The following is a 13,172-nucleotide window of genomic DNA, read 5'->3' as shown; positions in this document are numbered from 1 at the left end:
TTGTTCATAGTTTATGAAATAAACTTAACGAACGATAGAAAAGTGTCTTGATATATTTTCTAGTACGCGGATCTTTAGAAGTCATGACATGCCCATTGACCGGCACAAAAAATAAATTAAAAGCAAATTAATGATAAAAACTCTGTCGCCGTGACCGAGTTTTTTATTGTTAATAAACACTGTATATTAGATATAAATAGCATCAAGTAAAATCCTAAAAGCGCAAATAATGAAACTACTAAAATTTACTAGCATTGCAATCGCCAGTGCATGTTTGATTGCTGGCTGCAGTAACTCCGAAAAAGAACAACAAAACAAATTGGAAGAAAGCCTCCCCATGACAGAAAAGGTCGTAGAAGCCCCCTTGTGGTTAGAAGAAGTAGAAGGCGAACAAGCTCTAGCTAAAGTTAATGGGTGGAACAAAGTTACCCTCGATAAATTAATGGCTGATAAGCGTTATGCTCAGTTTCTAGAAGCTGGATTAGAAATCGTTAATGCGAAAGATAAAATTCCTTATGGTACTTATAAAGGGGGTTTTGTTTACAACTTTTGGCAAGACGAAAACCAAGTTAGAGGCATGTTGCGAAGAACCACTTTAGATGAGTATTCTAAACCCCAACCTAAATGGCAAGACTTGCTGAGTATAGATGCTCTATCTGCATTAGAAGAAAAAAACTGGGTTTATAAAGGTTCAGAATGTTTAGAAAGTAATTATGACAGGTGCCTTTTATCCCTGTCTGATGGTGGTAAAGACTCAGTTGAAATGCGCGAATGGGATCATTCAAAACAGGATTTTGTTGAGAATGGCTTTGTTATTCCTGAGGCTAAAACAGGTGTCAGTTGGAAAGATATTAACAACATTAATATTGCTACTAATTGGGACGATGATTCTCTGACCGAAAGTGGTTATCCTTTTATCATTAAGTCATTACAAAGAGGACAACAACTTACAGACGCAAAGCATATCTTTGAGGGAACTAAAACCGATGTAGGTGTATGGCCATTTTCTATTAAGTTCGGAGATAGAAATTTAAACATGGTAGTGCGCGCGGTAACATTTTTTGAATCAGAATATTTTTGGCTCCCTGATGATGGAAGCCAAGCCATTCAATTACCCATTCCTCAAAAAGTTAGCATTGAAGGTGTTTTCAAAGGGCAACTAGTGTTATCTCTTAAGCAACAGTGGTCTGCGCTGAACTCAAAAGAAACCTTTGATAGTGGTGATTTAGTGTCTTTTGACCTAGAGCATTGGCTGCAAAAGCAAGAAATAAAAGACTTACATCTGGTTTACCATCCCAACGAAAGATCCACTGTTGACGGTGTATCTATTACGGCCAATAAACTAGTATTAACTCTGTTAGAAAATGTAGTCAGTAATATCTATGTTTATGACTTTAATAAAAAATGGTCACAGCAAAAATTGGCCATGCCAGAAAATGGTTCGATGTCAGTTTCATCAGCCAACCAAGATAGCGATATTATATTTATTAACCAAGAAAGTTTTGTTGCGCCTGACACCCTATTTAAAGTTGATGTTAGCAATGTAAAAATTGCTGCGATTAAATCTATCCCAGCTCGTTTTGATGCGTCAAATATTGTAGTAGAGCAATTTCAAGCTAGCTCAAAAGACGGCGAAAAAATTCCCTATTTTGTGGTTCGACAAAAAGACATTATATTTGATGGCACTAACCCTACCTTGCAATACGCTTATGGTGGCTTTCAAGTCTCACTAAAACCTAGTTATTCAGGGCTACTTGGAAAAAACTGGCTTGAACAAGGCGGTGTTTATGTATTGGCGAATATTCGTGGTGGTGGTGAATTTGGTCCAAATTGGCATCAAGCCGGACTTAAAACCAAGCGACAGGTTATTTTTGACGATATGATTGCTGTTGGCGAAGATATAATCGCCAAAAAAATCACCTCTGCCAAACACTTAGGCATAATGGGGGGGTCTAATGGTGGTTTGTTAATGGGCGTGATGTACACCCAAAGACCAGATTTATGGAACGCTGTAGTCTGTCAGGTACCTCTGTTAGATATGTTGCGTTATCACAAGTTATTGGCAGGGGCGTCTTGGGTTGGTGAATATGGAAGTCCTGATATCCCAAATGAACGAGCGTTTTTAGAAAAAATATCTCCACTACATAACATTGATCCGCAGGGTGATTACCCTTCAATTATGTTTGTAACCTCTACTAAAGACGATAGAGTGCATCCTGGACATGCGAGAAAAATGGCTTACATGTTAGAACAGTATGGACATGATTTTGAATATTATGAAAATATTGATGGGGGGCATTCAGCGTCAGCTAATTTGCAAGAAAAAGCCAAAAGAACTGCATTGGAATATACTTTTTTATCTCAGAAGTTAATAGATTAGAATCCTCCATGGCAGCTTAGACCTTAAGCTGCCATCGTCAAAGTTTTCATAGTCGATTCATTAATCATTCATTAATCTATAGGCATGATATATCTAATTCATTCAGAATTTTCTATTTACCGAGGTAATCTATGCGTATATATTTTTTAGTTTTATTCACATTAGTGTTTAACAGTGCAATCGCCAAAGACCATTCTAGGGTTCAACAACAAAGACAAATTGAAGTAACAGGTGTAGGTAGCGTTTTTAGCGTGCCTGATCGATTTAGTTTCAGCATGTCTATTGAACAAAAGGGAAGGGTAGCAGCTGAGCTCAATAAGGCTATAGTTGAAAAAACCAATGGGGTAGTGCAGGCCCTGTTAAAAATTGGAATTGATAAAAAATCACTGCAATCATTGCAGGTGCAGTTTAATCCTTGGGTGGAATATAATGGTCAAACTCAGGAACAAAAAGGCTTCATTTTAACCAGGCAAATTACCGTAACAGTGAATTCTTTATCACAGTACGAACAATCAATAGATACAGTATTAAACCTGGGCGTTAATAATATTAATCAATTTAATTTTACAAACAGTCAAGCGGATGAAAATTATCAAGTAGCATTAAATCACGCTTTGTTAAATGCTAAACAGCGTGCCACCAATATGGCTAAAGTATTAGACTTGAAAATAGCCGGAGTGATATCCATATTAGAGCAATCTATAAGTGAAGGTACACCAATCATGATGCAATCCAGACAATTCAAATCATCTGAAAGCTACCAACCTGGAGAAATGTCTACACAGGCAAATGTTAAAGTGATTTTTGCACTGCAAGACGGTACATAAATAGTTGCGTAGATAATTACATTAATAGTTACATTTTAATTAGGTTTTAATTCATGACAGAAAATAAGCAGCAACACTATGCTCAATTGGCTCAACAAGTCGAAGCTATAGTTGCTGGAGAAAAAGATTTAATCGCCAATATGGCAAATATCAGTGCGATACTTTATTGGGCATTAGAGAATGTCAATTGGGCTGGTTTCTATTTGGTAAAAGATCAGCAATTGGTTTTGGGGCCATTTCACGGTCAACCAGCTTGTATTCGTATTCCAATTGGCAAGGGAGTATGCGGTACAGCAGTATCAGAAAAATCCATACAGTTGATTGATGATGTGCATCAATTTTCAGGTCATATTGCTTGTGATGCCGCATCTAATTCAGAAATAGTGTTGCCTATTGTACAAAATAAGCAAATTATCGCGGTATTGGACATCGACAGCCCAGATATTGCTCGATTTGATTTAGAAGATAAACAGGGTTTAAGCCGAATTGTAGAAATATTGCAAGCAAGCTTATGCCATGGAGATGATCTTGAAGCTAAGGAAGTTGTAAAGTGAAACATACCATTGATATTCAAGTTGTACTTGCAACCGTTGAAGATATGGATTTTTGGGATGATAGGGCTGACGAAGCGACAGATCGGATGAATACAATTCTTCATTTGCTCTACGATAAGGCAGATGAAGACATAAATTCCACATCTTTAGAGAATATGATCCAATATATTTGGGAAAATTGGCGAGAAGATGCACATTTACTCGATATAGATGAAGATGATTTGTATGACTGGGTTGACCAGCTTCTAGCAACTTGGGATGATGAGCACCAAGAACCCCGTTAACGAACTAACTAGAAGACTGAATGGACAATCCACAAAAATTTTCGAACAGCAAAGAAGTTATTAATTTCTTAGTTGAGCAATTTCCCACTTGTTTTAGTAATAAAGGTGATGCAAAACCTTTAAAAATAGGTATTTTTCAAGATTTAGCAGAACGTTTAGCAAATGAAGAGCGAGTCAGTAAAACACTGCTACGTTCGTCATTGCGGCACTATACTAATAGTTGGCGCTATTTGCATAGCATCAAAAAAGGTGCGCAACGTATTGATTTAGATGGCAATGATGTCGCTGCTATTGAAGATGAACACGTAGAACACGCTAAAAAGCAACTTGATGAAAGTAAAGCTAAAGTTGCCGAAAAGCGTAAAGAACAAAAAGCAGATGGTGCCGATGTAAAGAATACTTACAAAAAGAAAGACGCTCCTAAATTTAAACCTACTTCTAAAGTAGTAAAAAAAGAACAAACTAAGGTAAAACAGCCTCCAGCTGAACGATTAGAGCAACAACATATCGTAGAAGGAACCGCTGTAACTGTGAAAATTGGCAAGAGTCCAATGCCAGCAACTATTATTGATGTCAGTAAAGATGGCATTCAAGTGCAACTTGATACAGGAATGGTGGTCAAAGTTCAGTTGGAAAACCTGAGGTTGGCTCGTTCTAAAAGGTAAAATAATGATTAAATCAATTCGTATTTCTGTGGCATCAGCATTATTGGTGATGAGTTCTGGCTCTATTGCGATAGAGAGTAGTTTGGGTGTTAAAGACTTACCCAAACTAACGCAAGAGTCGCAACATGTGGCTTCGGCAAAAAGGGTGTCCTCGCAATTTTTACGAGCTCACTATAAACAAATTGATTTAGACGATGAATTATCGCTTAAGATATTTGATCGCTTTATTCGTTCGTTAGACTTCAATCGCAACGTATTTACCGAGAAGGATATTCAAGGTTTTGCTGCGTATAAAACTAAGTTTGATGACGCGATTGAGCGAGGTAATTTAAGTATTGCTTATGAAATTTATCAACTCAATATGCAGCGCCGTGCACAGAGATACGAATTTGCTTTAACCTTATTAGATAAGGAATTTAACTTCGAACTGGCTAATGACAAGTTTGTTTATGATCGTGAAGACGCAGCTTGGCCAAAAAATACTAAAGAGTTAGATGAGTTATGGCGCCAAAGAGTTAAATATGACGCCCTTAATTTAAAACTAGCCGGTAAAGACTGGCCTAAAACTCAAGAATTATTAACAAAACGTTACGAACGCGCCATCAAACGTTTAACACAAACCTCTAGCGAAGATGTGTTCCAAACTGTGATGCAATCATTTGCACGTAGTATTGAAGCTCATACTAGTTATTTATCTCCACGTAATGCTGAACGTTTCCAAATGGAAATGAATCTCTCTTTTGAAGGCATTGGTGCTGTATTACTTAGTGAAGATGATTATACGGTTATTCGCAGTGTTGTTCCTGGCGGACCTGCCGACTTATCTAACAATATTAAACCTGAAGACAAAATTGTAGGCGTTGCTCAAGATGACGAAGAGTTTATTGATGTTGTAGGCTGGCGCTTGGATGAAGTGGTGGAGCTTATTAAGGGGCCTAAAGGCAGCATTGTAAAACTTCAATTGGTAAAAGGATCTTCTGAATCCTCAGTGCCAGTGGTTGTTAAGCTCACTCGTGACAAAATTAAGCTTGAAGATAGAGCTGCAAAATCTGAAGTTTATATCCCTAAAGATGGTCCAAACAAAGATCAGAAACTTGGCGTTATCACAATCCCTTCTTTTTATAACAACTTACACAAAGACGTTAAAAAAGAGATCGACAGTCTAAATGAACAAGGAGTTCTAGGTGTAATTGTTGATTTGCGTGGCAACGGTGGAGGCTCTCTAACCGAAGCGACATTACTTTCAGGCTTATTTATTGATAAAGGTCCTGTGGTGCAAATTCGTGACGGCGCTGGACGTATTCGTTTAGAAAAAGATGTTGATGGTAAAGTATTTTATAATGGACCCTTAACAGTATTAGTTGACCGTTACAGTGCGTCTGCGTCAGAAATATTTGCTGCGGCCATGCAGGATTACAATCGAGCTATAATATTGGGCGAACAGACTTTCGGTAAAGGCACTGTGCAACAACACCGTCCCTTAGGTCGAATTTATGACTTATATGAAAACCCATTGGGCAGTGTGCAGTTCACAATAGCCAAATTTTATCGAATTAATGGTGGCAGTACACAGCATAAAGGTGTCATTCCAGATATCTTATTTCCTTCAGTAATAGAACATGCGGACTGGGGCGAAAGCCAAGAAGAAAATGCTTTGCCTTGGGACAGTATTGCTAGGGCTAATTACACCACTTTTGGTGAAAATAAAAATACCCTTAAAGGCTTAACAGAACTTCACAATCACAGGATTAAGACAGAATTCAATTATATCAACGAAGATATAGTGCGATACAAAATTAAAAAAGAAGATAAAACAATTTCTTTGGTCGAAACCGAACGATTAAAAGAAAAGGCTGAAATTGAACAACGTAATCTTATTCGTACTAATGAACGTCTTGCTCGTCTTGGTTTAGAAAAAGTAGAAAACTTAGATGACCTACCAGAAGAGCTTGAATCGGTGGACCCGTTTTTAGAAGAGGCTGCGAATATTACCTATGATGTTTTAACCATGGGTAAATACGCAATTACTAGCAAAGAAGATTAAAAAAGAGGCTGCGTTAAGCAGCCCTTACAGATTCAAAAATAATAATAAAAATAATAAGGGAAACACATGGCTGCACGTGGAGAGTTTTCGTCCCGAATGGGGTTTGTTCTGGCTGCTGCGGGTTCGGCGGTAGGATTAGGTAATATATGGGGGTTTCCAACTCAAGTTGCTAGTAACGGCGGCGCAGCATTTGTACTGGTTTATATAATTTTGGCTTTTCTTTTGGCTTACCCAGTACTGATGGCAGAATTAATCATAGGCCGCGCCACTCGTTCGAATATGGTAGATGCACTAGGTAAAATTTCTGGTAGTAATATTGGTCGTGCAACGGGTGTCTGGGGTTTTATCACCGTTTCGTTAATTCTCTCGTTTTATGCTTTAGTCGCTGGCTGGATGCTGTCTCACTTTTTGCAGACTATCAGTGATATGTTTGGGCAAGATGCCATTTCAACTTGGTTAGTATCGTCTTCTTACACTAGAGATATTCTATTCTCTGGTATATTTCTATGTTTAACCGCCAGTATAGTAACTGGAGGCGTTAGACAAGGCATTGAACTATGGTCAGTTCGTTTAATGCCAGCTCTTTTCATCATTATTGCCTTATTGATTATTTATGTATCTACATTAGACGGTGCAGCTGCTGGTTGGAAGGCCTATTTGCTTCCCAATTTTAGTTTGATCATGGAGCCGGATTTATTAATTAGCGCAATGGGTCAAGCCTTCTTCTCCATGTCATTAGGGGTCGGCACTATGTTGGTATACGGCTCTTATGTGAGTAAAAAAGAAAACTTACCGACCTTAGGTGCTTCAGTTGCTTTAGTTGATATTGGCGTCGCTATTTTAGCTGGAATGTTAATTATTCCGGCTATGTACGTGGCACTGCATAATGGCGTGAAAATATTTTCTGAAAGTGGCGCATTAATAGAAGGTCCTAATCTTATTTTTGCGGTCTTACCTTCATTATTTGAAACCATGGGCAGTGTTGGGGTGTTTGTCGCCTTTGTGTTTTTCGCCTTAATGATAATAGCCGCACTCACATCATCCATATCCATGTTAGAAGTGCCTGTAGCCTATGTAGTTGAAAGTAAGGGGATAGATAGAAAACGGGCGGTATGGTCATTAACTCTAGTGGTATTTGTTATTAGTTCAACCATAGCATTCAATATGGATAGCTTATTTGGCTTAGTGATAGATTTAACCACCAAATATAGTCAGCCTTTACTGGGTTTAGTGTTATGTATTTTTGCCGGTTGGGTATGGAAACGGGACCAAATATTGAAAGAATTAAAAGAAGGTAATGATCAGGCTGAACATGGTTTATTCTGGAAAATATGGCCTTGGTATATACGTTTTGTATGCCCAGTGGTTATCGCTATTATGTTTTACCGTTCGATAGTGGCTTAAAACCCTAACATAAATTTGAATTCCATTTAGACTTTCAGGATTGTAAAACCTTATGACAATTGAAAAACCAAAAGTAGAAGCATCGTTATCTGATGCGCTTATACCCATTGTAATATTGGTCATTTTGTTAAGCGGCTCAGTATATTTATTCGCAGATAATTCCTCTTTTGGCCCTAACCAAATTGCCTTGTTGGTCTCCATGGGCATAGCAGCCTTGATTGGATTAAAAAATGGTTATAGTTGGGATGATATTGAGCAAGGTATAGTCAAAGGCATATCTCGTTCCTTAGGAGCCATACTTATATTACTGGCTGTTGGTTCATTAATTGGCACTTGGATGTTGGCAGGTACAGTTCCCACCCTTATTTATTATGGCTTGGACTTATTAAACCCTTCGATGTTCTACGCCGCTAGTTGCCTTATTTGTGCCATTGTCGCCATGAGTATCGGTAGTTCATGGACCACAGCAGCAACAGTAGGTGTAGCTCTGATGGGAGTGTCTATAGGTATGGGCATGTCAGAGGCGGTTACCGCTGGCGCTATTGTGTCAGGCGCCTATTTTGGTGATAAAATTTCACCACTTTCAGAGACGACAAACTTGGCACCGGCTATTGCTGGGACTAACTTATTCGAACATATTCAATATATGCTGTGGACAACTGTACCCAGTATTATCATTACGCTGATTTTATTTGTGATCATTGGCTTAGGAGCTGATTTACCAGATTCAGCCACTGGCATCGAAGAAATGCAAACCTTGTTACAGCAAGAATTTAATTTGGGCATACATATGTTAGTACCACTAGTGGTATTGTTAACTATGGCAATTAAGAAAGTACCTGCTTTTCCTGCGGTGGCTATAGGTGCTTTGTTAGGTGGTGTATGGGCTGCGGTGTTCCAACCTGAAGTTATTACAAGTTTAGCGGGCGAGGGGGTAAGTGCACTTCGAGGCTCAATTGTAGTGGTATGGACGGCATTGTTTGATGGAGTATCTTTCTCGACACCTAGCGATACCTTGAATGACTTATTAAGTCGCGGTGGTATGTCGAGTATGTTGAATACTATTTGGCTAATCATGTGTGCTATGACATTTGGCGCGGTATTGGAAAGAGTTGGACTTCTTAAAAGAGTCGTCAGTGCGTTTTTAAAAGGTGCTAAATCGGCTGGGGATATGATCACTCGCACAATTTTAACCTGCATTGGCACTAATATTATTACTGCCGACCAATACATGGCGATTGTGATGCCAGGTAGAATGTACAAAAATGAATTTGAGAAACGTGGGTTACATCAACTTAATTTATCCCGTAGCTTAGAAGATGGTGGCACATTAACCTCTCCGCTTATTCCATGGAATACATGTGGTGTGTATATGCATGGCGTATTGGGAGTTAATCCTTTAGATTATATTTTCTATACGTTTTTTAATTTGATTAATCCAGTTTTAGCTATCATTTATGCTTACTTAGGTATTAAAATTTTACGTATTCCCATCCCTGAACTTGAAGAGGAACAGGAACCTCAAGTAACAAAAGCCTAATATTTGGACTTGCTGCTCAGTCAGCAAGTCTTGAATGTCCCGTTAAATCTATTCATTTTTGAGGATATAATGTCCACTATAATTCCCGAAATTAAAAAACGTTCAGACTACCAACAACCTGATTTTTTAATCAATCATGTTGATCTAGAATTCACTTTGGCTGAAACCAGCACTAAAGTGATATGTGTTTCTCAGGTAACCAGAAACGGCCTACATAACAGACCACTTATATTAGATGGTGAAGGCATTGAGTTATTGAGTGTGCACATCAATGGCATAGAGGTTTCTAATTATCAACAAACAGAGAACAGCCTAACCATAGATACAGATAGTAATGAATTTGAATTACGTATCGTAAACATCATAAACCCAAAAGATAACTCTAGCCTCGAGGGCTTATATCTTTCAGCTGGGGCTTATTGCACTCAGTGTGAAGCTGAAGGGTTTAGAAAAATCACTTACTTTTTGGACAGACCTGATGTGTTGGCTAAATATGACGTCACTATTATTGCCGACAAAAAGAACTTTCCATTTTTACTTTCTAATGGCAACAAAGTTGATTCTGGTGAATTACCAGACTCAATGCACTGGGTAAAGTGGTCTGATCCATTCAACAAACCTTGTTATTTGTTTGCTTTAGTGGCGGGGGACTTCGATCTTTTGGAGGACCAGTTTGTTACCCAGTCAGGCAGAACCATTGCTTTAGAGCTGTTTGTAGATAAAGGCATGCTTAGCCGTGGGCAACATGCTCTTGATTCACTAAAAAAAGCAATGAGGTGGGACGAAACTGAGTTTGGTCTTGAGTACGACCTTGATATCTACATGATAGTCGCGGTGGACTTTTTTAACATGGGTGCCATGGAGAACAAGGGGCTAAACGTATTTAATAGTAAATTTGTATTAGCCGATGCACAAACTGCCACAGATGAAGATTATTTTAATATAGAGGCTGTCATAGCCCACGAGTACTTCCACAATTGGACTGGCAATAGGGTGACTTGCCGTGATTGGTTCCAATTAAGTTTAAAAGAAGGTTTGACTGTTTTTCGTGATCAACAATTTAGCGCTGACATGTCTTCACCTATAGTGAATCGTATCCAAAACGTCAGGATCATTCGAGAACGCCAGTTTGCCGAAGATGCGAGCACAATGTCACACCCGATCAGGCCTGATGAAGTGATTGAAATGAATAATTTCTATACCGTCACTGTGTATGATAAAGGCGCTGAAGTGATCAGAATGTTGTTTACTTTGTTAGGTAAAACTGGATTTTTGGCCGGTATCAAACTCTACTTCAAACGATTTGATGGGCAAGCAGTGACTTGTGATGATTTTGTACAAGCCATGCAAGACGCCAATGATAAAGATTTGTCACAATTTAGACGTTGGTACAGCCAGTCTGGCACGCCTAAAGTTGTGGTAACAGATAGTTATGATCCAAGTGCAAAAACCTATCAAATAACATTTGAACAGCAACATTCTGCTACCTTTGATCAGAACGAAAAACAAGACTTGGTTATTCCAATTCAATTTAGTTTACTCAACGACAAACTTGAATTAATAAAATTAGGTGATGCAAAGCAACAACAAAAAATGCTAGAACTGCATGATTCTAAGCAAAGTCTCGAATTCAAAAATATAGACTCTAAGCCAATTCCTTCTTTACTTCACGGTTTTAGTGCACCAGTTAAGTTAGATTACCCATACAGTCAGCAGCAGTTAGGCAATGTTATGTTGGGTTCCCCTGATGAATTTGCTCGTTGGGATGCCGGTCAAAAGTTATTTAGTGATTGTATCCATGATTTGGCGGGCAAGACACAACAGCAGCAAAAGGACTCAATTAATCAAACTGTCGCAATGTTTGAACCTATCATTGAGGCAACGGATATATCCTTGGCATTAAAAGCCGAGATATTGACCTTGCCTAGTTTTGAGACGTTGTTCCAACAAATGGATACAGTCGATATTGACGGCTTAAATCAGTCAAGAAAACTATTATTCAAAGCGTTAGCACAAAAATTCCAAAATAATTGGCTAACCCAGTATTCTAAGTTTGAAAAGCAACCTTATGCCTACCAGGCAAATCAAGTTGAGCAAAGAAAAATGCGTAATCTGGCGCTCAAATATTTGACTCTTTCAGGGCAGCATGATGTAGAACAACTATTAATCGAACAGTTTAATGGCGCGGATAATATGACAGATTCCCTTGCTGTACTTGGAGCTGCACAATTAGGAGACTTGGATTTATTTGAAAAACTGATGTTATTATTCGAACAAAAATGGCACAACGATCCACTAGTATTAGATAAATGGTTTGCCTTGCACGCCAATACCGAACGTCCAGATATTTTGGCTCGAATTAGCATGTTAATGGGGCACAGCCAATTTACTATTAACAATCCAAATAGAGTGAGAGCCTTAATCGGCACATTTAGCTTCTTTAATGTGAGCGGTTTCCATAATATTGATGGTAGTGGCTATAAATTTGTAGCTGATTATTTAATAAAATTAAACGAAGTTAACCCACAAATTGCTGCGAGGATCATTACCCCCTTAATACAATGGCAAAAAGTGGATAAAGTCAGACAACAACTAATGCAACACCAACTTATGCGTATTGGTGATACAAAAGGTTTGAGTAACGACTTATTTGAGAAAATATCCAAAAGTTTGCCTTAAACCTAGATCCCGCAGCTAAACCACGAGAAATAGCAGCATCCACTGATGTGCGTGGCTATGGGAAAAAATTCTCATCACCAATAAGGTGACTACGAATTTTTTCCCTACGCCAATCAAACCATTGGCTACTACTCTTTCCACGAGTTTAACTGCTGAATCTAGGTTAAAGACCATTGAGATCAGATTAAGAAAAGAAAGATGCAGACGTTTTATTTCACCCTGTCGCTCAAATATGAATTATGTGAGCGACTTTATATTCCCGGTACTAATACCGTTGTTATGCGAGCTGACAACGGTAAACGTATTCAATTGCCGGTTAGAAACTTAAGGCCCCATGTCAGTCCAATAGGCATAAAAGGCAGGTTTAGGTTGATAATTGATGATAATAATAAAATTAAAAGCTTTGAAAAAATTGCGTGATTTTCACAATTAGTCTTTTGCTTAAAACTATATATTTAAAACTGACAGCAGCTTTTATATCAGTCTAATTTTCCCGAAAGGGCTTTTTTAAGAAAGTCTATTCTAACGACAATCTCTTCATGACTATCACAATCTATAAACCTTTTTTAGATCCTTTGAATATTGGAAAAACGTTCTGCATCACTTTTAGTATCAATGCGTAGTAAATCCATTCCATTAAATCCACTCCCAACCTTATTTATTGTCTTGGCAATAATCTAAATTAGATTAGCTGACGAATAATTAGTCATTCTCATGAAAGAGTTCTAGAACACTTTATGTATGTCGTGACTAATGAACAGTTAAAGCGAAAATAAGTACTAAGGTGAGCAGCCA

10 protein-coding genes are annotated in these 13,172 nt (G+C 38.2%); all 10 read left to right on the top strand.

Features of this window, described 5'->3' with window-relative positions:
* Positions 1-229 precede the first annotated feature (229 nt).
* A complete protein-coding gene (locus GARC_RS01785) occupies positions 230-2,380 on the top strand; it encodes a prolyl oligopeptidase family serine peptidase (RefSeq protein WP_007616120.1) in 2,151 nt (716 codons plus the stop codon).
* 131 nt (positions 2,381-2,511) lie between these two features.
* The gene (locus GARC_RS01780) at positions 2,512-3,207 is read left to right on the top strand and encodes an SIMPL domain-containing protein (protein WP_007616119.1); all 696 of its coding nucleotides are present in this window, start codon (positions 2,512-2,514) and stop codon (positions 3,205-3,207) included.
* A 53-nt stretch (positions 3,208-3,260) separates the two neighbouring features.
* Positions 3,261-3,761: a GAF domain-containing protein gene (locus GARC_RS01775; protein ID WP_007616118.1), complete on the top strand. Its 501-nt coding sequence runs from the start codon at positions 3,261-3,263 to the stop codon at positions 3,759-3,761.
* Positions 3,758-4,045 carry a hypothetical protein gene (locus GARC_RS01770; protein WP_007616117.1) on the top strand — a complete coding sequence of 96 codons (288 nt, stop codon included), beginning with the start codon at positions 3,758-3,760 and terminating at the stop codon, positions 4,043-4,045. Before GARC_RS01775 ends, GARC_RS01770 begins: the two co-directional genes overlap by 4 nt.
* Positions 4,046-4,065: 20 nt before the next feature.
* Positions 4,066-4,710, top strand: coding sequence for an RNA chaperone ProQ (gene proQ / locus GARC_RS01765; RefSeq protein WP_007616116.1), 645 nt, complete (start codon positions 4,066-4,068; stop codon positions 4,708-4,710).
* A gap of 4 nt (positions 4,711-4,714) precedes the next feature.
* A complete protein-coding gene (gene prc / locus GARC_RS01760; RefSeq protein ID WP_007616115.1) occupies positions 4,715-6,754 on the top strand; it encodes a carboxy terminal-processing peptidase in 2,040 nt (679 codons plus the stop codon).
* Between the two features lie 66 nt (positions 6,755-6,820).
* A complete protein-coding gene (locus GARC_RS01755) occupies positions 6,821-8,158 on the top strand; it encodes a sodium-dependent transporter (RefSeq protein WP_007616114.1) in 1,338 nt (445 codons plus the stop codon).
* 52 nt (positions 8,159-8,210) lie between these two features.
* Positions 8,211-9,698 carry a Na+/H+ antiporter NhaC gene (gene nhaC, locus GARC_RS01750; protein ID WP_007616113.1) on the top strand — a complete coding sequence of 496 codons (1,488 nt, stop codon included), beginning with the start codon at positions 8,211-8,213 and terminating at the stop codon, positions 9,696-9,698.
* Between the two features lie 69 nt (positions 9,699-9,767).
* Positions 9,768-12,377: an aminopeptidase N gene (gene pepN / locus GARC_RS01745; RefSeq protein ID WP_007616112.1), complete on the top strand. Its 2,610-nt coding sequence runs from the start codon at positions 9,768-9,770 to the stop codon at positions 12,375-12,377.
* A gap of 198 nt (positions 12,378-12,575) precedes the next feature.
* The gene (locus tag GARC_RS01740) at positions 12,576-12,797 is read left to right on the top strand and encodes a DUF2835 family protein (protein ID WP_007616110.1); all 222 of its coding nucleotides are present in this window, start codon (positions 12,576-12,578) and stop codon (positions 12,795-12,797) included.
* The last annotated feature ends 375 nt before the right edge of the window (positions 12,798-13,172 follow it).

The organism is Paraglaciecola arctica BSs20135 (genome assembly GCF_000314995.1).
Lineage (GTDB): Bacteria > Pseudomonadota > Gammaproteobacteria > Enterobacterales > Alteromonadaceae > Paraglaciecola > Paraglaciecola arctica.
This window is presented reverse-complemented; position numbering and strand designations above follow the sequence as displayed.

Coding starts and splice junctions, on each gene's coding strand:
- GARC_RS01785 (WP_007616120.1), top strand. CDS start 230: ATGAAACTACTAAAATTTACTAGCATTGCAATCGCCAGTGCATGTTTG.
- GARC_RS01780 (WP_007616119.1), top strand. CDS start 2,512: ATGCGTATATATTTTTTAGTTTTATTCACATTAGTGTTTAACAGTGCA.
- GARC_RS01775 (WP_007616118.1), top strand. CDS start 3,261: ATGACAGAAAATAAGCAGCAACACTATGCTCAATTGGCTCAACAAGTC.
- proQ (WP_007616116.1), top strand. CDS start 4,066: ATGGACAATCCACAAAAATTTTCGAACAGCAAAGAAGTTATTAATTTC.
- prc (WP_007616115.1), top strand. CDS start 4,715: ATGATTAAATCAATTCGTATTTCTGTGGCATCAGCATTATTGGTGATG.
- GARC_RS01755 (WP_007616114.1), top strand. CDS start 6,821: ATGGCTGCACGTGGAGAGTTTTCGTCCCGAATGGGGTTTGTTCTGGCT.
- nhaC (WP_007616113.1), top strand. CDS start 8,211: ATGACAATTGAAAAACCAAAAGTAGAAGCATCGTTATCTGATGCGCTT.
- pepN (WP_007616112.1), top strand. CDS start 9,768: ATGTCCACTATAATTCCCGAAATTAAAAAACGTTCAGACTACCAACAA.
- GARC_RS01740 (WP_007616110.1), top strand. CDS start 12,576: ATGCAGACGTTTTATTTCACCCTGTCGCTCAAATATGAATTATGTGAG.